Source organism: Mitsuaria sp. BK041 (assembly GCF_014193085.1).
Taxonomy (GTDB): domain Bacteria; phylum Pseudomonadota; class Gammaproteobacteria; order Burkholderiales; family Burkholderiaceae_C; genus Roseateles.
Genome location: NZ_JACHYT010000001.1, coordinates 2,494,855 through 2,518,410 on the forward strand (window position 1 = coordinate 2,494,855; position 23,556 = coordinate 2,518,410).

At 70.0% G+C, this 23,556-nt stretch carries 17 protein-coding genes; 10 read left to right on the top strand and 7 right to left on the bottom strand.

The window, feature by feature from the left end; genetic code table 11:
• Positions 1–64: 64 nt before the first annotated feature.
• The gene (locus FHT38_RS25625) at positions 65–1,852 is read right to left on the bottom strand and encodes an ATP-binding protein (RefSeq protein ID WP_183479685.1); all 1,788 of its coding nucleotides are present in this window, start codon (positions 1,850–1,852) and stop codon (positions 65–67) included.
• A gap of 307 nt (positions 1,853–2,159) precedes the next feature.
• Positions 2,160–2,849, bottom strand: a complete 690-nt coding sequence (locus tag FHT38_RS10545; RefSeq protein ID WP_217648414.1) for a response regulator transcription factor — start codon at positions 2,847–2,849, stop codon at positions 2,160–2,162.
• Between the two features lie 434 nt (positions 2,850–3,283).
• Between FHT38_RS10545 and FHT38_RS10550 the strand changes: the two genes are divergently transcribed.
• From FHT38_RS10550 to FHT38_RS10585, 8 genes are all read left to right on the top strand, one after another.
• On the top strand, positions 3,284–5,914 hold the full coding sequence (locus tag FHT38_RS10550; protein ID WP_183479687.1) for a TonB-dependent receptor: 2,631 nt from the start codon (positions 3,284–3,286) through the stop codon (positions 5,912–5,914).
• 10 nt (positions 5,915–5,924) lie between these two features.
• On the top strand, positions 5,925–6,893 hold the full coding sequence (locus tag FHT38_RS10555) for a family 43 glycosylhydrolase (protein WP_183491723.1): 969 nt from the start codon (positions 5,925–5,927) through the stop codon (positions 6,891–6,893).
• Positions 6,894–6,988: 95 nt separating this feature from the next.
• Entirely contained in the window at positions 6,989–8,737 is a 1,749-nt protein-coding gene (locus FHT38_RS10560; RefSeq protein ID WP_183491724.1) for an IlvD/Edd family dehydratase, read from the top strand.
• Positions 8,738–8,836: 99 nt separating this feature from the next.
• Positions 8,837–10,390 (top strand): alpha-L-arabinofuranosidase C-terminal domain-containing protein, encoded by a 1,554-nt coding sequence (locus tag FHT38_RS10565; RefSeq protein ID WP_310737369.1) that lies wholly within the window; start codon positions 8,837–8,839, stop codon positions 10,388–10,390.
• Between the two features lie 2 nt (positions 10,391–10,392).
• Positions 10,393–11,967: a glycoside hydrolase family 43 protein gene (locus FHT38_RS10570; protein ID WP_183491725.1), complete on the top strand. Its 1,575-nt coding sequence runs from the start codon at positions 10,393–10,395 to the stop codon at positions 11,965–11,967.
• Positions 11,967–14,576, top strand: coding sequence for a glycoside hydrolase family 127 protein (locus FHT38_RS10575; protein ID WP_255488655.1), 2,610 nt, complete (start codon positions 11,967–11,969; stop codon positions 14,574–14,576). The genes FHT38_RS10570 and FHT38_RS10575 overlap by 1 nt, the downstream gene beginning before the upstream one ends.
• A 341-nt stretch (positions 14,577–14,917) precedes the next feature.
• On the top strand, positions 14,918–15,634 hold the full coding sequence (locus FHT38_RS10580) for a MipA/OmpV family protein (RefSeq protein ID WP_175538277.1): 717 nt from the start codon (positions 14,918–14,920) through the stop codon (positions 15,632–15,634).
• 152 nt (positions 15,635–15,786) lie between these two features.
• Positions 15,787–16,950 (top strand): sterol desaturase family protein, encoded by a 1,164-nt coding sequence (locus tag FHT38_RS10585; protein WP_183491726.1) that lies wholly within the window; start codon positions 15,787–15,789, stop codon positions 16,948–16,950.
• A gap of 65 nt (positions 16,951–17,015) precedes the next feature.
• Here FHT38_RS10585 and FHT38_RS10590 read toward each other — a convergent pair whose 3' ends face one another.
• Positions 17,016–18,122 (bottom strand): DUF4126 family protein, encoded by a 1,107-nt coding sequence (locus FHT38_RS10590; RefSeq protein ID WP_183491727.1) that lies wholly within the window; start codon positions 18,120–18,122, stop codon positions 17,016–17,018.
• Between the two features lie 86 nt (positions 18,123–18,208).
• The gene (locus tag FHT38_RS10595) at positions 18,209–19,660 is read right to left on the bottom strand and encodes a PLP-dependent aminotransferase family protein (RefSeq protein ID WP_183491728.1); all 1,452 of its coding nucleotides are present in this window, start codon (positions 19,658–19,660) and stop codon (positions 18,209–18,211) included.
• A gap of 260 nt (positions 19,661–19,920) precedes the next feature.
• Here FHT38_RS10595 and FHT38_RS10600 point away from each other — a divergent pair, with 260 nt between their 5' ends.
• Complete coding sequence (locus tag FHT38_RS10600) at positions 19,921–20,382, top strand: carboxymuconolactone decarboxylase family protein (protein ID WP_183491729.1); 462 nt, start codon at positions 19,921–19,923, stop codon at positions 20,380–20,382.
• Between the two features lie 29 nt (positions 20,383–20,411).
• On the opposite strand, the gene FHT38_RS10605 is transcribed toward FHT38_RS10600, so the two are convergent.
• On the bottom strand, positions 20,412–21,038 hold the full coding sequence (locus tag FHT38_RS10605) for an N-methyl-D-aspartate receptor NMDAR2C subunit (RefSeq protein WP_183491730.1): 627 nt from the start codon (positions 21,036–21,038) through the stop codon (positions 20,412–20,414).
• A 60-nt stretch (positions 21,039–21,098) separates the two neighbouring features.
• Between FHT38_RS10605 and FHT38_RS10610 the strand changes: the two genes are divergently transcribed.
• Positions 21,099–22,010, top strand: coding sequence for a pyridoxal-phosphate dependent enzyme (locus tag FHT38_RS10610; RefSeq protein WP_183491731.1), 912 nt, complete (start codon positions 21,099–21,101; stop codon positions 22,008–22,010).
• A gap of 5 nt (positions 22,011–22,015) precedes the next feature.
• Here the strand turns inward: FHT38_RS10610 and FHT38_RS10615 are convergent, their stop codons facing one another.
• Together FHT38_RS10615 and FHT38_RS10620 are read right to left on the bottom strand one after the other, a co-directional pair.
• Positions 22,016–22,648 carry a hypothetical protein gene (locus FHT38_RS10615; RefSeq protein WP_183491732.1) on the bottom strand — a complete coding sequence of 211 codons (633 nt, stop codon included), beginning with the start codon at positions 22,646–22,648 and terminating at the stop codon, positions 22,016–22,018.
• Positions 22,649–22,858: 210 nt separating this feature from the next.
• On the bottom strand, positions 22,859–23,293 hold the full coding sequence (locus FHT38_RS10620; protein WP_183491733.1) for a DUF1801 domain-containing protein: 435 nt from the start codon (positions 23,291–23,293) through the stop codon (positions 22,859–22,861).
• Between the last annotated feature and the right edge of the window lie 263 nt (positions 23,294–23,556).

The window sequence follows — 23,556 nt, forward strand, 5'->3', positions numbered from 1 at the left end:
GGCGGCGCGGCGTGGCCCGCGCGCGAGGGTCGCCCCCCCGGCGAGGGCGCACGAAGTCAGGCGCTCAGGACACCATGCCGCGCAGCGCGTTGAACAGCTTGCGCGGCTGCAGCGGCTTGAACAGCACCGTGTGGCCGCTCTCGGTGGCGCGGCGCAGTTCCTCGCGGCTGGTGTCGCCGGTGACCAGGATCGCCGGCACCTGCAGCGCGCAGAGCTCGCGCACCGCGCGGATCGCCGCGATGCCGTCGGGCCCGTCGCCCAGGTGCAGGTCGGACAGGATCAGGTCGGGCGGCATCGCCCGCGCCCGCACCGCATCCGCCGCCTCGCCCGCGGTCGCCGCGATGATGGTCTCGTAGCCCCATTCCTCGAGCAGCAGCTGCAGGCCGAGCCGGATCGACTCCTCGTCGTCGATCACCAGCACCGAGCGCGGTTCCATCACCGGCATCGGCACCGTGTCCGCGGCGGTGGTGAACTCGGGGATCTCGGGCAGCCCGCCCAGCGGGACGCTCAGCCGGAACATCGTCCCGCGCCCCGGCCGCGACGCCACCATCAGCCGGTAGCCCAGCAGATGCGCCAGGCGCTTGACGATCGCCAACCCCATGCCCAGGCCCTGCGTGCGGCTGCGCTCGCTCTGGCCCACCTGGTAGAACTCCGCGAAGATCCGCGGCAGGTCGCTGGACTTGATGCCGATGCCGGTGTCCCAGACCTCCAGGTTGAGGGACTCCTCGGTGGTGCGGGCCACCACGACCACCCCGCCCTCCTCCGTGTACTTGATCGCGTTCTGGATGAGGTTGCCCAGGATGCGCTCGAGCAGCTGCGGGTCGCTGGTCACCGACTTGCCGCCCGGCGAGAAGCGCAGGCCCAGGCCCGACGCCTCCGCCTGGCCGGCGTAATGCATGTGCAGGCGCCGGAACAGGTCACGCAGCGGGAAGTGCTGCAGGTTGGGCTCGACGGTGCCGGCGTCCAGCCGCGAGATGTCCAGCATCGCGTTGAAGGAGCGCTCCAGGCCCTCGATCGAGCGCATCACGTTGCGGATCAGCGGCTCCTCCTCGGTGCCCTGCAGCCGCCGCTCGAGGCTGGCCGCGAACAGCCCCAGCGCATGCACCGGCTGGCGCAGGTCGTGGCTCGCGATGGCCAGGAAGCGGCTCTTCTCCTGGTCGGCGCGGATGGCGCCGTCGCGGTCCTGCTCCAGCGTGCTGACGTGCAGGTCCTGTTCCATCAGCAGGCGCTTGGCGCGCTGCCAGCGGTAATGCTCCAGCAGCGCCAGGCCGCCGATCACCGCCGCGGCCAGGAACCACACCGGCCCGGCGCCGGGCCGGGCCGCCGGATCGAACAGCCGCGCCACGCCCTCCGAGGCCGGCAGCAGCGCGATCACCGCCGCCCAGCGTCCCATCGGCGCGAGCAGCACGCCCACCACCGCCGCGGTCGCGGCCAGCAGCGGACCGGTGAGCAGACCGCGCGATCCCGGCGACTCCGCCAGCCAGGGGTGCAGGCACAGCAGGCCCAGGCAGCCGGCGGCCTGCAGGTAGAGCAAGCGTCGCCCATCCCGGTCGCTGAAACCGGTGCGTGCGTCGACCTTGGCGCCGCGGTAGGACATCGACCGCGCGGTGAAGACGCAGCCCACCGCCAGCGCGATGACGCCGATGATCCAGACGATCATCCCGGTCGTCGGCGTGCCGCGCAGCAGCGCCGACACCAGCGGCACCGCGACCGCGATCAGCAGCCACGGCCAGTGGCTCCAGGCCTCGTCGAAGCCGGCATCCTGCAGCCGGCGGGCGATCGCGCGGCGTTCGCGCCGGCGGCCTTCCTGCACGGCCTCGTCGGTCGCGGACGCGGCGCCGGCGACGGCCACGAACAGGCTGGGACGTGGCGCGCGCCGGGACCGCTTCTGGCGCGGGGGAGGCGCCGGCGGCTCCTCGTCCGGTGTCCCGCCCGACATCCCTCCCGAGGGTGGGCTCGTGGGCGTCGCGGCGGGGGGCGAGTTCATTGGGCCGGCGGCCCCGTGACCGCCGTCGCGGCGGGGCGGGCCGCCAGAAACGGCGCTCGCCGGCACGTCGTCGACGCCCGGCGAGTCGATGAGGATCTCGGTCGGCGGAAAAGTGGTGTCGGGCGCGCGTTCCTCGCCCGGGTGATCGCCTCGGTGAGCCGTGGCCACCTCGTCAGCGGAACAGGCTGATCATGTGCGAGCGCGACTTGACGTCCAGCGCCAGCAGCAGCGAGGACACGTAGTTCTTCACCGTGCCCAGCGACAGCTGCGTGGAGTTGCTGATCTCCTGGTTGCTGCATCCGGACAGCACCAGCTCCAGGATCTCCAGGTGGCGCGGGCCCAGTTCGGCCACGCGGTCATACATGGCGGAGGACGGGAAGCGCGGGAACAGCGAGCCGGCCTGGGTGGAGCGATGGCGCTGGCCCTCGGCCAGCAGCGTGCGCAGCGTGCTGCGCATCTCGGCCATCAGCGCGCCCTTGGGCAGGTAGCCCACGGCGCCCAGCGCCCGGGCCTGGCGCACGACGAATTCATCCTGCGTGCCGCTGAACACGACGACGCGCGCGTCGGGGAAGGCCTCCATGAACTGGCGCAGACCCTGCAGGCCCTTGCAGTCGCCCAGGTTCAGGTCCAGCAGCACCGCGTCCACCGCGCCACGCTCGCCATAGGCCAGCAGGCCTTCCTGCAGCGACGCGGCCTCGACCCATTCGATGTCGATCTCGTCCAGCGTCTGGTAGAGCGTGCGGATGCCCGCGCGCACCAGTTCGTGGTCGTCGACCAGCAACACGCGGCGCTTGAGCGCGGGCATCGTGTAGCCGCCATTTCCTGCCGCCTCGAATGCACGGGCAACGGACACTGCTTCCATAGGGCCTCCCTTCTTTGACTGACCGATCGTCTCCGGTTCGGCCGTCGTCACCCTTTGATCACCGGAGAAGGCCCGCATGATAGGCCGATGGTCACTTGCGTCGCCCCCTCTTCAGGGGGAACCCTGAGGGGCTGCGCCCGAAACACTTGTGACGACATGTTGCTGGTGCGATTCGTCAACGTTGTCAGGCCCCTTCCCTATTTATAGGTCTTGGCCAGTCCACGCCACCCCCTGTTCGGTGGGGACGCCCATCCGCCGCGCGGGCGATATCCGGGCCTGCCCTGATGCCGGAAATAGCATTGGCCAACTGGAAAATGTGATTGGCCGGGGATCACCCGGCTCCCTAGCATTTGCTCCGCTCGACAACAACCCCACGGCGGTTGTGGAGTCGCCCGGTCACCGGGTTGACACGCCAGAAAAACGACGGAGACAACATGAGCAAGATTCCCTTCGGGCTGCGGACCACCGTGGCCGCGGCCGCCCTCCTCGGGGCGGCGATCCAGGTCCAGGCGCAGAGCCAGCCCCCGGCCGACGAGAAGAAGTCGGACGACACCAAGCTGGAAACCGTGGTCGTGAGCGGCATGCGCCGCTCGGCCGAATCGGCGCAGACCATCAAGCAGAACAGCGACCAGGTGGTGGATTCCATCGTCGCCGAGGACATCGGCAAGTTCCCCGACAAGAACGTCGCCGAGATCCTGGGCCGCGTCACCGGCGTGCAGATCCAGCGCAACAACGGCGAAGCCAGCGGCGTGATCGTGCGCGGCCTGGGGGGCGTGGTGACGCTGCTCAACGGGCGCGAGTTCTTCTCGGACTCGGGCCGCAGCCTGTACCTGTCGGACGTGCCCGCGACGATGCTCAAGCGCATCGACGTCTACAAGACCCAGGAAGCCGCGCTGCCCGAGGGCGGCACCGCCGGCGTCATCGACGTGCGCACCAACCGCCCGCTGGACTTCAAGGACGCGCAGCTGGTGCTGTCGGCCCGTGGCGAGCACCGCGACAAGGCCAAGACCAACAACCCGGACATCTCCGGCATGGCCTCCAACCGCTGGAAGACCGACCTGGGCGAGATGGGCGCGCTGATCGGCCTGTCCTACCAGCGCGGGCAGTACCACGACGAGACCGGCTTCGTCGGCAACCCGGAATCCATCGTCGTGCCGGGCCGCGCGAACCCGGTGCTGGGCACCGACTCGATGGGGCGCGTCTTCGCGCTGGGCGACCGCAAGCGCGTCGCCGGCAACTTCGCCCTGCAGTGGAAGCCCAACAAGGATTCGGAGATCTACCTCGAAGGCTTCGGCACCCGCATCGACCATCGCTATCAGCTGTCCTTCCTGGTGGGCGGCATCGGCATGTTCAACGACGGCGCCTGGCGCCCGGTGCCCGGCACCGTCATCACGACCAAGCCCGGCACCGACAACCTGGACACCGCGACCAACACCAACTACCCGGGCTGGGGCTTCACCTCCACGCAGGCCAAGCATGACGAGGTCGGCAACAACCAGCTGGCGCTGGGCGGCAACTGGCGCCTGACCGACCGCCTCAAGGTCAGCACCGAACTGGCCCGCACCCGCAGCGTGATCGACTGGGTCAACCGCATCCTGGACACCGGCTACAGCCCGACCAGCACCGTCGCCGCGGTGCGAGGCGGTGGCGGCTACATCGACTACCCGGGCCTGGACCTGACCGACGCCGCGAACTTCCGCGTCAACGGCGGCGTCGACGTGCGCGGCCGCCGCGAGGGCAAGTCCACCGACTGGCGCGCCGATGCCGACTACGACATGGGCGACGGCTTCCTGAAGGAGCTCAGCACCGGCGTGCGCCTGGCCAAGCGCGACGCGATGTCGATCAACACCAACATGCCGTGGACGACCTCGTTCTCGGCGGTGGGCCAGACCCTGACCAACTTCCCCGGCATCTACGAGGTCTCGCCCAGGACCTACGGCGACTTCGGCGTGAAGCAGTACGTCTTCGCGTCCCGCGACTGGCTGCTCGACAACGGCGAGGCCTTCCGGCAGATGCTGACCGGCAGCACGGCGCTGACGCCGTACGACCCGATGACGCTCTTCGACGACACGGAGAAGACCAGCGCCCTCTACGGCCGCGCCAAGTTCGGCTTCGACGCCTGGGGCGTGCCGGTCTCCGGCGTCGCCGGCCTGCGCGTGGTCCGCACCGAGCAGACGCTGCGCGGCAACTCCCGCGACGCGTCGACCAACGTCATCACGCCGGTGCTGGTCGACACCTCGCGCACCGACACGCTGCCGACGCTGTCGCTGCGCGCCGACCTGACCCCGCGCCTGGTCAGCCGCCTGGTCTGGGGCAAGACGATCGAGCGTCCCAACTTCGTCGACTACAACCCGGGCCAGACCAACACGCCTCCCGGCGGCGGCGTCACCTTCGGCACCCTGGCCGGCGGCAACCCCAACCTGAAGCCGACCGAGTCCAACAACACCGACGTGGCGCTCGAGTACTACTTCGCCAAGACCGGCTCGGTCACCGGCACGGTCTTCGAGCACAAGTTCAAGAACCGCGTCATGACGCAGACGACGCAGACGACGATCAACGGCGTGCCCTACAACGTCACGCAGCCGATCAACGTCACCCGCGCCAACCTGCATGGCTACGAGCTGAGCTACCGCCAGTTCTACGACTTCCTGCCGGGCTGGCTGGGCGGTTTCGGCATGGAGGCCAACTTCACCTTCATGACGGGCAAGCAGACGCAGCCCGACGGCACCGACGGCCCCTTCCTCGGCCAGTCCAAGAAGGCCTACAACATCGTCGGCATGTACGAGCGCAACGGCATCTACGCGCGCCTGGCCTACAACTGGCGCGACAAGTTCCTGGCCGAGTCGCCGTACCGCAGCACCCAGCACCAGCTGTGGGTGGCGCCGCTCAAGACCCTGGACCTGTCGCTGGGCTACGAGCTGACCAAGCAGATGACGGTGTCGCTGGACGTGACCAACCTGCTCAATCAGGCCTATCACGACTACTTCGACAAGGACCCGTCGCTGGTGCGTGACGTGCGCTACTACGACCGCACCGTGGCCGTGGGCCTGCGCTGGAAGCTCTGATCCCGCCGCGATGCTCGACGACCCGCAAGTCCTGACCCCGCTGATCCCGCAGCGGGCCGATCCCCACCTGACCCGTCACGTGGACGGGGCCGGCCGCGCGCGCTACTTCTTCACCGCCTCGGTGCCGGAGTACGACCGCATCGAGCTGCGCGCCGCGGACGCGTGGCAGGACCTGCCCCACGCGACGCCGCGGGTGGTCTGGCGCAAGCCGGACACGGGGCGTTGGAGCGAGCTGATCTGGGCGCCGGAACTCCATTTCCGCCAGGGCGCCTGGTACCTCTACTTCGCGGCGGCGCCGAGCCGCGAGATCGTCGGCGGCCTGTTCCAGCACCGCATGTATGCGCTGCGGAACCGGTCGCCCGATCCGATGGCCGGCGAGTGGGAGTTCCTCGGGCAGATCGACACCGGCATGGACACCTTCTGCCTGGACGCGACGACCTTCGAGCATCGCGGCCAGCTCTACTACCTGTGGGCGCAGAAGGCGCTCGACATCCCGGGCAATTCCAACCTCTACATCGCGCCGATGCGCACGCCCTGGCAACTGGCCGGCGCACCGGTGATGCTGAGCAAGCCGGAGTTCGACTGGGAATGCCGCGGCTTCCTGGTCAACGAGGGCCCGTCGGTGCTGCACAGCCACGGCAAGGTCTTCATCAGCTACTCGGCCAGCGCGACCGACGAGAACTACGCGATGGGCCTGTTGTGGATGGACGAGTCCGCCGACCCGATGGATCCAGCGAGCTGGACCAAGTCGCCGACGCCGGCGCTGACCACGAGCCCCAGCCAGCCGATCTTCGGCCCGGGGCACAACAGCTTCGCGCTGGACGAGGACGGCCGCACGGTGCTGCTCGTCTATCACGCCCGCACCTACACCGAGATCGTCGGCGATCCGCTCTGGAACCCCGACCGCCACACCTTCGTCAAGCACCTGGGATGGACCGCGGACGGCATGCCCGACTTCGGCGACGCCGGATTGGCGTGATATCCGATTCGATATCGGAATCCCGGAAGTTTTGATTGGATCCGAATCACCTGTCTCCCTAGCATGGCTCACGGAGACATCACCCACTACCTGCAATGACCGAGGCCAAGAACAAGATCAAGCTGCGTTCCGCCGAATGGTTCGGGACCCAGGACAAGAACGGATTCATGTACCGGTCCTGGATGAAGAACCAGGGCATCCCGGACCATGAGTTCGAGGGCAAGCCGATCATCGGCATCTGCAACACCTGGTCCGAGCTGACGCCGTGCAACGCGCACTTCCGCAAGCTGGCCGAGCACGTCAAGCGCGGCATCCTGGAAGCGGGCGGCTATCCGGTGGAGTTCCCGGTGTTCTCCAACGGCGAGTCCAACCTGCGCCCGACCGCGATGCTCACGCGCAACCTGGCCAGCATGGACGTCGAGGAATCGATCCGCGGCAATCCGATGGACGCCGTCGTGCTGCTGGTGGGCTGCGACAAGACCACGCCGGCGCTGCTGATGGGCGCGGCCAGCGTGGACCTGCCCACCATCGTGGTCACCGGCGGGCCGATGCTCAACGGCAAGCTGAACGGCAAGAACATCGGCTCCGGCACCGCCGTCTGGCAACTGCATGAGCAGGTCAAGGCCGGCGAGATCTCGATGCACGACTTCATCGCCGCCGAGGCGGGCCATTCGCGCTCGGCGGGCACCTGCAACACGATGGGCACGGCCTCGACGATGGCCTGCATGGCGGAGTCGCTGGGCACCTCGCTGCCACACAACGCCGCGATCCCGGCGGTCGACGCGCGCCGCTACGTGCTGGCGCACCTCTCCGGCATGCGCATCGTCGAGATGGTCTGGGAGGACCTGAAGCTCTCCAAGATCCTGACGCGCGAGGCCTTCGAGAACGCGATCCGCACCAACGCCGCGATCGGCGGCTCGACCAACGCGGTCATCCACCTGAAGGCGATCGCCGGCCGCATCGGCGTGCCGCTGGAGCTGGAGGACTGGACCCGCATCGGCCGCGGCACGCCCACGCTGGTGGACCTGCTGCCCTCGGGCCGCTTCCTGATGGAAGAGTTCTATTACGCCGGCGGCCTGCCCGGCGTGCTGCGCCGGCTCGGCGACAACGGCCTGCTGCCCCACAAGGACGCGCTGACCGTCAACGGCAAGACGCTCTGGCAGAACTGCCACGACGCGCCGATCTATGACGAGGAAGTGATCCGCCCGATCGCCAAGCCCCTGATCGAGGACGGCGGCATCTGCGTGCTGCGCGGCAACCTCGCGCCGCGCGGCGCGGTGCTCAAGCCCTCGGCGGCGACGCCCGCGCTGATGCAGCATCGCGGCCGGGCCGTGGTGTTCGAGGACTTCGACGACTACAAGGCGCGGATCATGGATCCCAACCTGGAAGTCGATGCGGACTCCATCCTCGTCATGAAGAACTGCGGCCCGATGGGCTATCCCGGCATGGCCGAGGTCGGCAACATGGGCTTGCCGCCCAAGCTGCTGGCGCAGGGCATCAAGGACATGGTGCGCATCTCCGACGCCCGCATGAGCGGCACCGCCTACGGCACCGTGGTGCTGCACGTGGCGCCGGAAGCCAAGGCCGGCGGCCCGCTGGCGGTGGTGCGCGAGGGCGACTGGATCGAACTCGACTGCGCCGCCAACCGGCTGCACCTGGACATCAGCGACGCCGAGCTGCAGGCGCGCCTGGCCGACTGGGCCGCGAAGCAGCAGCCTGATCCCGCGGACCAGAGCGGCTACCGCAAGCTCTATGTCCAGCACGTGCTGCAGGCCGACGAAGGCTGCGACTTCGATTTCCTGCGTGGCTGCCGCGGTTCGGCTGTGCCGCGGCACTCGCACTGACCGTGCGCGTGGACTGAAGAACGAAGGACCGGGAACGGTCCTTCGTCGTTTCGGCACCGCAGAGTGCCGACGAAACGATAACGACACCTGGAGACAAGCATGACCATGAAGAGGACGGCCTTCGGCCTGGCCGCGGGCGCCCTGCTCGCCTGGAGCGCGCACGCGGCCGATGTTCAGCTCACCGTCGACGCCGGCAAGCCCGGTCCGGTGATCCATCGCAATGTGTACGGCCAGTTCGCCGAGCACCTGGGCACCGGCATCTACGAAGGCATGTGGGTCGGGCCCGACTCCAAGATCCCCAACGTGCGCGGCTGGCGCAAGGACGTGGTGGGCGCGCTCAAGGCGCTGAAGGTGCCGCTGGTGCGCTGGCCCGGCGGCTGCTTCGCCGACGAGTACCACTGGCGCGAAGGCATCGGCCCGCGCGGCAAGCGGCCGGTGAAGGTCAACACGCACTGGGGCGGCGTGGCCGAGAACAACGCCGTCGGCACGCACGAGTTCTTCGACCTGGTCGAGCAGCTCGGCGCCGAGGCCTATGTCAACGGCAACCTGGGCACCGGCAGCGCGCAGGAGATGGCCGAGTGGCTGGAGTACATGACGGCCGAGGGCAACTCCACGCTGGCGCAGCTGCGCCGCAAGAACGGCCGCGACAAGCCGTTCAAGGTCAGCTACTTCGCGGTCGGCAACGAGGCCTGGGGCTGCGGCGGCAACATGACGCCGGAGTACTACGTCAACCAGTACCGCCAGGTCGCGACCTTCCTGAAGACGCCGGACAACAACCGTCCGAAGTTCATCGCCAGCGGCGGCAACGCCAACGACACGCGCTGGACCGAGGTGCTGTCGACGCAGAACATCAAGTTCAACTTCGACGCGATCGGCCATCACTACTACGTGTTCCCGAGCGGCAAGTGGGAAGGCAAGGGATCGGCGGCCGGCTTCAAGGAAGACGAGTGGATCTCGCTGCTCTCCTACACGCAGGACTTCGAGAAGACCGTCGCCGCCAACATCGCGGTCCTGGACAAGAACGACCCGCAGAAGCGCATCGGCCTCTACCTGGATGAATGGGGCAGCTGGTACGACCCGGAGCCGGGCACCAACCCGGGCTTCCTGGTCCAGCGCAACACGCTGCGCGACGCGGTCCTGGCCGCCCTGCACTTCCACATGTTCCATGCGCATGCGGACCGGGTGCACATGACCAACATCGCGCAGATGGTCAACGTGCTGCAGGCCATGATCCACACCGACAAGACCCGCATGGTGCTGACGCCCACGTATCACGCCTTCGCGCTGTACACCCCGTTCCAGGATGCGACGACGCTGCCGGCGACGCTGAGCGGCAATCCCGAGTACGCGCTGGCCGGCAAGTCGCTGCCGGCGGTGAGCGCGTCGGCCGCGCGCGGCAAGGACGGCAAGCTCTACCTGGCGCTGATCAACGTGAACCCGCGCGAGGCGCAGACGGTGAAGCTGGCCGTGCAAGGCGCCGCCGCGCGCCGCGCCGTCGGCCAGGTGCTGAGCGCCGAGGCCATGGACAGCGAGAACACCTTCGCCAGGCCCGAGGCCGTCAAGCCCAAGGCCTACGAGGCGCAAGCCAAGGACGGCGCGCTGAGCCTGCCGCTGCCGCCCAAGTCCATCGTCGTCGTCGCGCTGGAGGGCTGAGCATGAGCACCCTCAACAGACGCACCCTGCTCGCGCAGGGCGGCGCGGCGGCGCTCGTCCTGACCGGATGCGGCGGTGGTGGTGGCGGGTCGTCCAGCGTCGACGTCAGCGCGGCACCGGCGCCGAGTCCCGCGCCGGCTCCGGCTCCGGCCCCTGCGCCGGCTCCAGCACCCGCGCCCACTCCGACGCAGGCCGCGATCCCGTTCACCGAGATCTCGGTGCACGATCCGTCGGTGATCCGCGTGGACGGCAGCTTCCTCGTGTTCGGCTCGCACCTCGCGGCGGCGAAGACCACCGACCTGATGAACTGGACGCCGGTCGCCGACGGCGTCAACGACGCCAATCCGCTGTTCAACAAGGTCACGACGGCGCTGGCCGACACCTTCGCCTGGGCGCAGGTCACCGACCTGTGGGCGCCCGATGTCGCGCGGCTCGACGACGGCAAGTTCCGCATGTACTACTGCGCCTGCAAGGGCGACTCGCCGCGCTCGGCGCTGGGCGTGGCGATCGCGGACGCGGTCACCGGGCCCTACGTGAACCAGCAGATCCTGCTGAAGTCCGGCCAGTGGGGCCTGCCCAGCGAGGACGGCACGATCTACGACGCCACCGTGCATCCCAACGTGGTCGATCCGAACGTCTTCAAGGACGCCACCGGTCGGCTCTGGATGGTCTACGGCTCGTACTCGGGCGGGCTCTTCATCCTGGAGCTCGACAAGACGAGCGGCCTGCCGCTCGCGGGCCAGGGTTACGGCAAGCACCTGATGGGCGGCAACCATGCGCGCATCGAGGGCGCCTACGTGCTCTACAGCCCGGCCTCGCAGTACTACTACCTGTTCAGCAGCTTCGGCGGGCTGGACGCCAACGGCGGCTACAACGTGCGGGTGTCGCGCTCGCGCAATCCCGATGGCCCGTATCTGGACGGACGCGGCACCGACATGGCCACCGTCAAGGGCGCCGCGGGCACGCTGTTCGACGACGCCAGCATCGCGCCGCACGGACAGAAGCTGATGGGCGGCCACCAGTGGAGCCTGGCGGCCGGGGAGACCGGCACGCCGCTGGGTTACGTCTCGCCGGGGCACAACTCGGCCTACTTCGACGCGGGCACCGGGCAGTACTTCCTGATCTTCCACACCCGGTTCCCGGGCACCGGCGAACTGCACCAGGTCCGCGTGCACGAGATGTTCCTCAACGCCGACGACTGGCTGGTCGCCGCGCCCTTCCGCTACGCGCCCCTGTCACTGGCGACGCCAGCGGTGACGGCCGCGGTCGGCCCCGCCGAGACGGCGGGCAGCTATCAGCTGATCAACCACGGGCTCGACATCACGGCCGTGTCCAAGAGCGCCATCGCGGTGAAGCTCGGCGGCGACGGCACGGTCAGCGGCGGCGCGAGCGGGACGTGGACGCACCAGGGCGACAACCGCATCAGCCTGACGCTGAGCGGCAGCGGCACCGCGGGCGGGACCTTCGCCGGCGTGCTGTCGCGGCAGTGGAACTCCAAGGCCGGGGCCTTCGTCGTGACCTTCACTGCGCAGTCGAGCGGCGGCGTGTCGCTCTGGGCCGCGCGCGCGGGCGACTGATGCGGCGCGACTTCCTGCGCCAGTGCGCCTGCGGCGTCGCGAGCGCGGCCGGAGCGGCGATGGACGGCCCGGGCCGCGCGCTCCTCGGTCCCGCCTTCGGCGCGCTGCTCGCGACGGACGCGATGGCCCAGGCCGGCGCGATGCCGGCGTCCGCCTCCGAGGACACCGCTTCCGCGATCACACGGCGCCACGCGACCGAGGCCATGTCGAGCGCGGCCCGCATGCCGCTGTCGCAGGTGCGGCTGCTCGACGGCCCGCTGAAGGCGGCCCAGGACGTCGACCAGCGCTACCTGATGGCGCTCGATCCGGACCGGCTGCTCGCGCCCTTCCGGCGCGAGGCCGGCCTGCCGCAGCCCAAGCCGTCCTACGGCAACTGGGAGAGCAGCGGCCTGGACGGTCACATGGGCGGGCACTACGTGTCGGCGCTGGCGATGATGGCGGCGTCCACCGGCGACCCGCAGGTGCATCGCCGGCTCGTCGAGGTGCTGCGCGAGCTCCGCCAGTGCCAGCTCGCCCATGGCGACGGCTACCTCGGCGGCATCCCCGATGGCAAGGCCGCCTGGCGCGAGGTCGCGCGCGGGGAGCTCAAGGTCGACAGCTTCTCCGTCAACGGGCGCTGGGTGCCTTGGTACAACCTGCACAAGACCTTCGCCGGCCTGCGCGACGCGTGGCAGCTGACGCAGGAGCCACTCGCGCGCGAAATGCTCATCGACCTGGGCGCCTGGGCGCTGGCCCTGCTCGAGCCGCTGAGCGATGCGCAACTGCAGGACTTGATGCGCGCCGAGCATGGCGGCATGAACGAGGTCTTCGCCGACATCGCCGCGATGAGCGGCGGCGCGCGTTACCTGCGCCTGGCCGAGCGCTTCTCGCACCGCGCGATCCTCGATCCGCTGCGCGAGCCCCGCGACGCGCTGACCGGGCTGCATGCCAACACGCAGATCCCCAAGGTGATCGGCTTCGCCCGCATCGCCGAGGAGCGCGACCCCGGCGCGGCGGACAAGGACTGGCTGGCGCCCGCGCGCTTCTTCTGGACCACGGTGCGCGAGCGCCGCAGCGTCGCCATCGGCGGCAACAGCGTCAGGGAGCATTTCCATCCGCTGACCGACTTCCAGCCCATGCTCGACGAGGTGGAAGGTCCCGAGACCTGCAACACCTACAACATGCTCAAGCTCACCGAGCTGCTGCACGCGCACGCGGCCGGCGACGAGGAGCGCGCACGCTACGCCGACTACTACGAGCGCGCGCTGTTCAACCATGTGCTCGCGTCGCAGCATCCGGCGGGCGGCTTCGTCTACTTCACGCCGATGCGGCCCAACCACTACCGGGTGTACTCGCAGGTCGATCTCGGCATGTGGTGCTGCGTCGGCTCGGGGCTGGAGAGCCACGCGCGGCACGGGCAGTTCATCTACACGCGCGACGAGGGATCGAATGCCGAGGGCGCGCCGGTGCTGTTCGTCAACCTGTTCGTGGCCTCGTCCCTCGACTGGCGCGAGCGGGGCCTGCGGCTGACGCAGCGCACGCGCTTCCCCGACGAGGCGACGACGCGCATCGTCATCGACGAAGCGCCGCCGCAGGCCCGCTTCACGCTGAAGATCCGGCATCCCGGATGGCTCGCGCCAGGCGCGCTCCGGGTCAAGGTCAACGGCGAAGCGGTCGCACTGAACGCCACGGACCGCCTGCCGGGCGGCTATGTCGCGCTGACGCGCGACTGGCGCGCCGGCGATGTCGTCGAGGTCCGCCTGCCGATGCGCACGACGCTCGAGGCCCTGCCCACGCGGAGCGACTTCGTCGCGGTGCTGCACGGCCCGATCGTGCTCGCGGCGCGGACCGTGCCGATCGCCGGCGAGCGGCTCGAGTACCGGGCCGGCGAGGCGCGCATGGACCACGTCGCGCAGGGCGCGCTCGTACCGCTGGCGCAGACGCCGCAGTTCGTCAGCGCGAAAGCGGACTTCGGCGGACGGCTCGCGCCGGTGCCGGGCCGCTCGCTGAGCTTCAGCGCCGGCTCGCTGCTGCAGGGACCGGATGGCGCGCCGATGCCGGACCTTGTGCTCGAGCCCTTCTTCCGCGTGCACGACTCGCGTTATGTCCTGTACTGGCCCTGCAGCACGCCGGCCGAGGCGAAGGCGCGCCGCGAGCGACTGGCCCTGGAAGAGCGCGAACGGCTGGCGTTGCAGGCCCGCACCGTCGATGCGGTCGCGCCCGGCGAGCAGCAGCCCGAGAGCGATCACGGCTTCGCTGGCGAGGGCATCGAGACCGGCCTCAACAAGGGCCGCCGCTGGCGCCATGCGACCGCATGGTTCAGCTATCGCCTGAACGATCCCAAGCGCGAGGGCCGGCTGCTGCGGCTGGCCTTCTCGGCGCTGGATGACGGCCGCCGGTTCTCGGTCTGGGTCAACGACCGGCGGCTGGCGGATCTGACGCTGCGCGCGGACGAGGCCACCGACCGGGCTCCGGGCGCGGAGATCTACAGCCGCGACTTCCCGTTGCCCGAGGACTGGCCGCGAGCGGCGGACGGCGCCGTGCGGGTGCGATTGGTTGCGGAGCCCGGCTCGATCGCCGGCGGGATCTACGACCTGCGGCTGTTGCGGGCCAGCGCGCCGGCGCACTGACGGTGCACTGACGGCGCTTCCAGGCATTCAGACGGCTCGGACGACCCAGGCGGCCCGGCCGGATCGAGCAGATCGAGCAGATCGAGCGGATCGGACAACCGGAGCGACCGGGAGGCGGGAACGGGGCGATTCGCGGCGACAGATTGCCGCAAGGTTGCGGCGGGGACCTCTTCCTAGAATCCCGCAACCCGTTCCTCCCGTTCATGCGCCGCTCCGTCCCTTGCCCGCCCGCGCGCGGCGCCGCCGCCCTCCGCTGCGCCGCGCGAGCCACCCTCCCCTTGCTTGGCGCCGGCCTCATGGCCGGCTCTGCAGGATGCTGGGCCGCCGGCAGCCTCGTGTTGATGGACGCACCGCCCGAGGCCGCGAGCTGGTCCGGCGGGGCGACCGCCCACAGCTGGCCGTCGGCGCCGGGTAGCCGCTCGCGCAGCGACGACCTTCTGCCCGCGCTGGAATACCTCGCGCCCAGCGGCGCCTTCGTGTCGACCGACCTGGGCATCGGCTGGAACCTCGTGCCGCTGCTCGCCGGCGCCGAAGCCGCCAGGACCTGGCAGGTCGGCGCCCGGCTCTGGCCGCAGTTCGGCCGCCCGTCGCGATTCACGCCAAACGGCATCGACCGGCTGGGCCCGCGCGTCACCACCGAGGCTTTCGCCAACGTCCAGGCGACGCCGTGGCTGCTGCTGCAATCGGGCCTGTCGTGGGGCAGCGCACGTCATCACGACGGGCAGTTGCTGGAGCTCGGCATCACCTCCGGCCTCCCCGTCGGCGAGGACCTGATCGCGGTGACGCTGGCGGCGACCGCGGCCAACGGCGCGCACCTGCGCAGCAGCTACGGCGTCGGTCCCGGCGAGTCGCTCGCCAGCGGCCTGCCCGAGTGGCGCCCGCGCGCCGGGATGATGGACTGGAGCGTGGCGCTGAGCGGTGAGCACAAGTTCTCCGAGCGCTGGTCCGTCAGCGGGCAGTGGCTGAACGCGCGCCTGGTCGGCGACGCGGCGCGCTCCCCGCTGACCAACTCGAAGTCGCAGCAGACCTTCAGCTTGAGCCTGTGGCATCGCTTCTGAGCGATCGCAGGTCCGTCGCCACCCGCTCCTCATCACCGCTCGCCGCCACCGCACCTCGTCACCGCCACCGCTCGCCGCCACCGCTGCCGGTCACCGATCGCCACCACTACTCCCGTCACTGCGCCCGTCACCGACTGCCGCCACCGCCCGCCATGCACCGCGTTCTCCTCATCGCCGTCCCGCTGTTCGGGCTCTGCATCGCGCTCGAATGGCTGTGGGGCCGGCTCACCGGCCGCGACAGCTACCGGCTGCCGGACTCGATCAGCAGCCTCAGCCAGGGCGTGCTGAGCCTGGCCGTAGCGGCGGTGACCCCGCTGTTCCAGAGCGGCCTGTACGCCTGGGCGCTGCCGCACCTGGCGCTGCTGCCGGCCTCGACCTGGTCGGGCGCGTGGGGATGGGTGGTCGCGATCGTGGTCTACGACTTCTGCGACTACTGGCTGCATCGCGTCAGCCACGAGAGCGCGCTGTTCTGGGCCGCGCATGCCGTGCATCACCAGAGCGAGCATTTCAACCTCACGACCGCGCTGCGCCAGGAGAGCTTCTACGCGGTGATGGGCGCGCCCTTCTTCCTGCCGATGGCGCTGCTGGGCCTGCCCGTCGACCTGTACCTCGGCGCCGGGCTGTTCGTGCTGCTGTACCAGTTCTGGATCCACACCGAGCACATCGGCCGCCTCGGCTGGCTCGACCGCGTGTTCTCGACGCCCTCCAACCACCGGGTACACCACGCGGTGAATCCTGGCTACCTGGACAAGAACTACGGCGCGGTGCTGGTGATCTGGGACCGGATGTTCGGCACCTTCGCCGAGGAGACCGAGCGCTGCGTCTACGGGACGGTCAAGCCGCTGCGAAGCTGGTATCCGCTGCAGGCCGTCGCGCAGTTCTATGGCGAGCTGCTCGACCGCGCGCGGGCCACACCGCGCTGGGCGGACCGGGCGCGGCTGCTGTTCAAGTCGCCCGGCTGGGCGCCGCCCGGACTTGCGCCCTTCGCGCCTCCGGACGAAGCCCGGCTGCGGCAGCCGCGTTTCGATCCACCGGTCAGCTTGCTCGACAAGGCCCGCGCGACCAGCCTGCTCCTCGTGACGGCGGTGGCGTCGGCGGTCTGGCTCGACGTCAGCGACGAGCTGGGCGAGGGCCGCAATCTCCTCGCGGCGGCCGTGATCGCGATCGGCCTGTCGGCCGCGGGCGCGATGCTGTCGCGTGGTGCGGCGGAGCCTCGCCGGAGAGCGCGTTGGCTGGCGTGGGCGATCTACATCGGCGCGATGGCATCTTGCGGGGCGTTGATCGCGGTGATCGCGGCAATCGCGCCGAAGGTCTGACGTCGAGGCGCCGCGGTCAGCGTGCTGCCGACGCAGGCCTCGTTCGAGGGCGCTCAGCTGTGCGGTCAGCCCAGGGCTGCCAACGCGTCGTCGTAGTCCTCAGTCGAGGCCGCATCGAGCCGCGCGGTGTCGGCTTGTTGGCCGAGCGATGCAAGGCAAAGCAGCGTCGCGCCGCCGAAGGCGATCAGATCTTCGGCCGCAGCCACCGGGGCATCGTGGCCGAGCGCCCGCGACAGGCGCTGGCGCAGCCGGTGGCAGGCGTAGGTCGACACGACAGCGCCCACCGTGCCGGCCAGTGCCGCCGGCCATGAACGCCCACCCGCCAGCGCGGCACCAGAGATCGCGCCGCTGACCGCGCGCGCGGCGAGGCCGGGCGGATCGGTGCGATCGGGCGTCGACGGCAGTTTGTCGACGATCAGCTCGCCCAGGGCCATCGGCGTGGTCAGCGCCACCGCGGGCGTCGTGCCGAGCATCGCCAGCGGGGAGTCCTTCAGGTCGATCCAGCCGAGCCTGGCCGCCCAGCTCGCGGTCACCAGCGGCGCGCTGGTGCGCGGTCCCGCGGTCGCACCGAGCAGGAAGGCCATGGCCAGCGTCCGGCGCGAGTCCGCCACCGGGCGGGTGACGATGGCGACACGTCGCGCCTTCGCCTGGCGGATCGCCGCCGCGCCGGCTCGCGCATCGCCGAAGAGCCGGCGGAAGCCGCGGCGGGCGGCCTCGGTGAACGCGCCGTAGACGAGGTGCGAGACATACGAGTAGGGATGCGACTGGACCGGCGCCCGCGTGACCGGATCGCCAAAGCGCATGGCGGGCACCAAGCCTTCGTCCAGGAGCGTCGCGGTGGCGATGCCGAAGGCAGCGCCCCGCCCCCAGGCGGCCTGCGGCTGGCGTTCCGCCACGGCGCCGTAGAGGCCGCCGACCAGCGATCCCACCGCGTAATGCACCGCCTCGCCCGCCGCTGGCCGATGGCGTGACGGCAGCCGGCGGCCTCCCAGGCGGGCGAGGCGATCGGCGGCCCGCTCGGTGGAGGGCCAGCCGCGCACGCCGGAGGTGATGCCCACGCGCGCGAGCAGGTCCTGGAACGCCGTCATCGCCGCGGCGCCGATCAGTCCGCCGGCCAGGCCGGCCGCGGCGCCCAGCGGAAGGTCGGAACGACAGGGAGGTGACGTGTTCATGGGGACTCCTTGGCTGACGAAGCCCGCACTGCGGCAAGGCTCGTGCCTTGCGGATCGACCGGTCGCCGACCAGCGCGATGCAGGGCTCACGTGGCCGGCCGCCACGCCGTCCCGGCCGGGGCGAATCGCGTCAGCGTCTCGACCACGCGGTCGCAGGCGCGCTCGACCTGCATCGCGGGGGCGGTGGCCACGCTGAGCATCAGTCCCGACCGGGCGTGCGCCGGCCGGGCGTACCAGACCGACAGCGGTGCCGGCGCGATGCCGAAGGCGAACAGCGCGCGGGCGACCGCCAGGTCGGACACCCCGTCGGGCGTGCGCACCAGGACCGCCAGCGCGGCCGGGTGGCTGCCGCCCAGGCCGCGATCGCGCAGCGCCCGCAGCAGCCCCTCGCGCTGCGCCAGGTACAGCCGCTTGGTCCTGCGCAGATGGCGCAGGTAGTGCCCGTCGCGCATGAACGCGGCGACCGCCAGCTGCGCCGCCGGTCCGGGCGGCGGCGCCAGGCAGGCGGCGACCTCGCCCAGGCGCGCCGCCAGCGACGCCGGCGCGACGACAAAACCCAGTCGCAGCCGCGGATCGATCGTCTTGCTGAAGGAGCCGATGTGGAGGACGCGGCCGTGGCGATCCAGCGACGCCAGCGCCGGGGCGGCGCGGCCTTGCAGCTGCAGCTCGCTCAGGTAGTCGTCCTCGACGATCCAGCCGCCGGTGCTGGCGGCCCAGTCCAGCAGCCGCAGCCGGCGTCGCAGGGACATCGTCACGCCCAGCGGCGCCTGCTGCCCGGGCGTGACCACCGCGAGCGCCGCATCGGGCGCGTCGCGCCAGCCGGCGTCGACATCCAGGCCTTCCTCGTCCACGAGTACCGGAACGGGTGTCAGCCGCCCGAGCTCGAGCGCGTGGCGCGTGAAGAAGAAGCCGGGCTCCTCCATCCAGGCGCGCCGCCCCTCGAGACCGAGCGCACGCAGGGCGAGGCCTAGTCCCGCCGCGTAGCCACCGGTGATCAGCACCTGGTCGGGAGAACACACCAGCCCGCGCGCCACCGCGAGGTAACCGGCGATCTCGCGCCGCAGCGCCAGTTCGCCGCGAGGGTCGGGATAGAGCGCCGCGCCGCTGATCTCCGCCGCCAGCGCGCGCGTCCGGAGTCGGGCCATCAGCTTGGCCGGCAGGCTGTCGCGCGAGGGAATGCCCGGCTGGAACAGCCCAGGGCCGGCGGTCAGCTCGCGATACATCGACACGAAGGCGCCCGGATCCCTCGCTTCATCGCTGCCACGCGCCCGCGATGGCCGCTCGGCGACACGGGTGCCGGCGGCGCGCGAGGCCTCGATCAGCTGGTCCGCCGCGAGTTTCTCGTAGGCGACGCGCACCGTGCCACGCGACACGCCCAACTGGGCCGCGAGGTCGATCCAGGACGGCAGCCGCATGCCGGGGGTCAGCACCGACTGCTCGATCGCCGCCGAGATGCCGCGATGGATCTGATCGGTGAGCGGCATGGCCGCGGACTTGTCGAGCGTGAGCGGCAGCGGCGGGTGCGGCGAGGAGGTCATCGGAGGCCTGCGGGGCAAGGGGACGGCACGGAACGGGACGGCAGTGGCGAAACCGCGAAACGGCGAGACGGCGAGACGGCGAGACGGCGAGACGGCGAGACGGAAAGGTATCGGCTCGTGGTACAGCGATTCTGGCGAATCTTGGGCCTTCGCGTTGCACCACCGCCGGCGAAGAATGGCGCTCATCGATGACGCGGTCCGTTGGCAGTGTCATCGTCCCCGCCTCGGGCGATTCCGCCCTCCCCCTTCAGGAGTCCCTCATGACCCAACGTCTCGATTACACCCAGGTCTCGCCCGCCGGCGTCAAGGCGCTCGGCGGCGTCTACGGCTACGTGACCCAGAGCGGCCTGCCCGCCGCGCTGGTGGAACTGGTCTTCCTGCGAATCTCGCAGATCAACAATTGCGCCTACTGCCTGGACATGCACACCCGCGACCTGTTGAAGAAGGGTGTGCCGATCGAGAAGCTCGCCCTGGTGCAGGCCTGGGAGGAAGGCGGCGCGCTGTTCGATGCCCGCGAGCGCGCGGCGCTCGCCTGGGCCGAATCGGTGACGCGCGTGGCGAGCACCGGCGTCCCGGACACTGACTTCGCCGCGGCGCATGCGGTGTTCAGCGAGAAGGAGCTGGTCGACTTGACGATCGCGATCGGCCTCATGAACACCTACAACCGCCTCGCGATCAGCTTCCGCAACCCACCGCAGGCGGTGGCGATGGCGGCACGCTGAGCGCCAGCCATGGCGCCGCGCCGGGGCGTTCAGCCGATCGCCCGGCGCAGGTTCTCGCGAGCGCGTGCCTCGAGGCGCTCGCGCAGCATCGCCGTGCTGTACAGCACCGGCCGGTCGAGGAAGGTGCGCAGGATCTGTCGACGCTTGCGGCGGAACAGGAAGCCGGGCACGAACGCGTATTCATTGCGGATCTGACGTTCGTACTCGTCGAAGCGCGGGCGCTCGGCGCCGAGGATGGCCAGGTCGATGTCCACCAGCACCTGCTCGTCGACGTTGCCCGGCACGCCGTCGTGCCGCGTGACCAGCACCAGCTGCCGCACCCGCTCGGCCGCCGCGGCGCCGGCGCTGGTCAACGCGCGGTGCGCCCATTCGGCGCTTCGTTCCTCGTTGCCGGAACCCTTGACGTCATAGATGGCATCGTGGAACCACAGCGCCATCTCGACCTCCTCGGGGTGCTCCGCCAGATCGCGGACCTGCTCGAGCAGCGCCAGGCATTCCTCGAGGTGCTGTTGCGTGTGGTAGTGGCGTTGCGGTTCGGCATAGCCGGCGAGCAGCTCGTCGCGCAGCGCGATGCCGTCCGGGCCGCTGGTTCCGGCGCCAGGTCCGACCAGGGCGGACCAAGCGCGCCGCCAGGAGCGTTCGAAGAGAGCGTTCATGTGGGCGCGATGGTAGCGACTCCCGGGGCTCGATCGGCCACTGCCCTACGATGCGGCCCCATGGCCATTCACATCACCACCCCGACCGTCGAGTCCGACGCCTTCAGCACCGCCAATCAACGCGTCTGGCTCAAGCTCGAAGCCCTGCAGCCTTGCGGCTCGTTCAAGCTGCGCGGCGTCGGCCATGCCTGCGAGGTCCATGCGGCGCGCGGCGCGCAGCGATTGCTGTCGTCATCAGGCGGCAATGCGGGCATGGCGGTCGCGCATGCGGGCAGGCGGCTCGGGCTGCCGGTGGTGGTGGTCGTTCCCGAGACCACGCGAGAGTGGCCGAAGACGCTGATCCGGCGCCAGGGCGCGGAGGTCATCGTCCACGGCAAGAGCTGGATGGAGGCCAATGACTTCCTGATGGCGATGCGCCAGCCGACGGACGCGTTCATCCATCCGTTCGACGATCCGCTGCTGTGGGAGGGTCACGCCACGATGATCGAGGAGGCCGCCACGCAGATGCCCAAGCCGGACGCGGTCGTGCTGTCGGTCGGTGGTGGCGGGCTGATGAGCGGCGTGCTGCAGGGGATGCATGCCGTCGGATGGAGCGACGTGCCGCTTGTCGCGGCCGAAACCGTCGGCGCGGACTCGTTGCATGCGGCCATCGTCGCGGGCGGGCTGGTGACGCTCGATGCAATCACGAGCATCGCGACCTCGCTGGGCGCACGCCGCGTCAGCGAGCAGGCCTTCGAATGGACGAAGCGGCATGCGGTGGTCAGCGCGACCGTCACCGACGCGCAGGCCGTGCAGGCATGCCTCGACGTCGCGAAGGAGCACCGCTTGATCGTCGAACCTGCCTGCGGCGCGGCGGTCGCGGTGGCGCGCCAGCGCGCCGTGCCGGTCTTGCAGAAGGCGCGCAACGTGCTGGTGATTCTCTGCGGCGGGGCTTGTGCGACCTATGAGGACCTGCAGGCGTGGGCGGGGTGACGCGATCAGCGGCCAGCGTCCACGTCCGATCCCACACTGCCGGAGCGGGCTGCGGAGCTCATGCAACCGGTGCACCCCCGCGCTGCAGATTGAAGAAGCAAACGGAGCCCGCGGCGCTCCATCTTGACGGCGGCTACGCGGATTGGGCCCGCCGCTTCGATGGCATCCAGGGCTGTGATGGCGGGGTAGGTTTGTAGCGACCGGAAGCGGCCCCGGAAGTAGCAGTCCCAATAGCTTATGGCCCGCTGCCTGGTGATCGCCATGAACCTGGGGTTCTCCCGTGCGAAGTCGGACAGGTCCTGAACGGTGTCCCGCCGGATGGCATCGGCAATCACTTCGACGATCTCAATGACGTATTCGCCAAGCAGCTGGACCAAGAATGGGGCGGCCCAAGGACGGTCGGTCGAGATGAGTTGTCGCAAGCACTCCTCACGGACGTATCCATTCCAGTGCCTCGTCCCGAGGCAGAGTGCAAGGGCATGACTGTCGCCAGCGGCCTCATCGATCAATGCCCGCAGGTCGCTTGGCGAGCAATAGAGCCGGGCAGGAGCGGAGAGCAACTCTCCTTGCACCGTGACTTGGAATCCCTGATGCGCCGGGGTGGGCTTCGAGGCAGTCATTGCTTTCAGCAATGCCATCGCTTTCGGCTGAAGTGCAACGGGGAAGGCGGGTTGGTATGACATGAGCGCAGCCAGATTTGAACTTCGTCGATCGCCGACGATGACGCCTGACTGCGGGGTAGTTTTCTCCGTGCAGGGGGCGATGCTAAATCAATCTCTGGAGGCCTTCATCGCAGCGTGACCTGCCGGTGGCCCCAATGGACATTGGCTCGGTCGCGCCTTGACCGACTACATCCGCTCCCCAGGCAACTCACTCGCCGCCTGGACCCACGCCACGAACGCCGCTTCATCCAGCGGCTCCTGCTCGCTCACGTGCAGGTACCGCGCATGCGCCGTCTTGGAGTCCACCGGTGGCATCGGGTCCAGCGACCTGCCGTTGAAGAACGCCACCTTCAGGTAGCGCGTCATCACATGGAGGCCGAGGAACCAGGTCTCGCCGTCCATGCCGTACAGCGGGGAGTTGTACTTCACCGCCTTGCGGACCTCGGGCACTGCGTCGGTGATCAGCGCGTCCAGGCGCCGGACCACGGTCTGCTTCCAGCCCGTGAGGGCCGCGATGTAGGCCTGCACCGGCGCGTCGCCGTGGCCCTTCGGGATCTGGGGATTGCCGCCGGCGAGCAGCACGCCCGTGCCGGCCGGGCTCGCCGTCTTCTGCTTCGTCATGCGCGCGTCCGTCAGTCGAGGAGATCGGCGGACCTTAACACTGCCTTCACGTTGACGCCCGCTGACTGCGTCGAGCCCCCTCACCCCTTCCCTCTCCCCCTCGGGTGAGAGGGAGTGAATCCACTCTCCGTGCCTCGAGGGGAGGGAGGGGGTCGGGGTAGGGATCTCACGGAGTGATATCGATCAGGACATCGCCGGCACTAGAAATGTGATTGGTCCGGCATCTCTGGCCTCCCTACGATCGCTGTCACCTCACGAGGCGC

Excerpts from the sequence above, each read along its gene's own strand:
- FHT38_RS10545 (WP_217648414.1), bottom strand. The coding sequence starts at position 2,849 with ATGGAAGCAGTGTCCGTTGCCCGTGCATTCGAGGCGGCAGGAAATGGC.
- FHT38_RS10550 (WP_183479687.1), top strand. The coding sequence starts at position 3,284 with ATGAGCAAGATTCCCTTCGGGCTGCGGACCACCGTGGCCGCGGCCGCC.
- FHT38_RS10555 (WP_183491723.1), top strand. The coding sequence starts at position 5,925 with ATGCTCGACGACCCGCAAGTCCTGACCCCGCTGATCCCGCAGCGGGCC.
- FHT38_RS10560 (WP_183491724.1), top strand. The coding sequence starts at position 6,989 with ATGACCGAGGCCAAGAACAAGATCAAGCTGCGTTCCGCCGAATGGTTC.
- FHT38_RS10565 (WP_310737369.1), top strand. The coding sequence starts at position 8,837 with ATGACCATGAAGAGGACGGCCTTCGGCCTGGCCGCGGGCGCCCTGCTC.
- FHT38_RS10570 (WP_183491725.1), top strand. The coding sequence starts at position 10,393 with ATGAGCACCCTCAACAGACGCACCCTGCTCGCGCAGGGCGGCGCGGCG.
- FHT38_RS10575 (WP_255488655.1), top strand. The coding sequence starts at position 11,967 with ATGCGGCGCGACTTCCTGCGCCAGTGCGCCTGCGGCGTCGCGAGCGCG.
- FHT38_RS10580 (WP_175538277.1), top strand. The coding sequence starts at position 14,918 with ATGGACGCACCGCCCGAGGCCGCGAGCTGGTCCGGCGGGGCGACCGCC.
- FHT38_RS10585 (WP_183491726.1), top strand. The coding sequence starts at position 15,787 with ATGCACCGCGTTCTCCTCATCGCCGTCCCGCTGTTCGGGCTCTGCATC.
- FHT38_RS10590 (WP_183491727.1), bottom strand. The coding sequence starts at position 18,122 with ATGAACACGTCACCTCCCTGTCGTTCCGACCTTCCGCTGGGCGCCGCG.
- FHT38_RS10595 (WP_183491728.1), bottom strand. The coding sequence starts at position 19,660 with ATGACCTCCTCGCCGCACCCGCCGCTGCCGCTCACGCTCGACAAGTCC.
- FHT38_RS10600 (WP_183491729.1), top strand. The coding sequence starts at position 19,921 with ATGACCCAACGTCTCGATTACACCCAGGTCTCGCCCGCCGGCGTCAAG.
- FHT38_RS10605 (WP_183491730.1), bottom strand. The coding sequence starts at position 21,038 with ATGAACGCTCTCTTCGAACGCTCCTGGCGGCGCGCTTGGTCCGCCCTG.
- FHT38_RS10610 (WP_183491731.1), top strand. The coding sequence starts at position 21,099 with ATGGCCATTCACATCACCACCCCGACCGTCGAGTCCGACGCCTTCAGC.
- FHT38_RS10615 (WP_183491732.1), bottom strand. The coding sequence starts at position 22,648 with ATGGCATTGCTGAAAGCAATGACTGCCTCGAAGCCCACCCCGGCGCAT.
- FHT38_RS10620 (WP_183491733.1), bottom strand. The coding sequence starts at position 23,293 with ATGACGAAGCAGAAGACGGCGAGCCCGGCCGGCACGGGCGTGCTGCTC.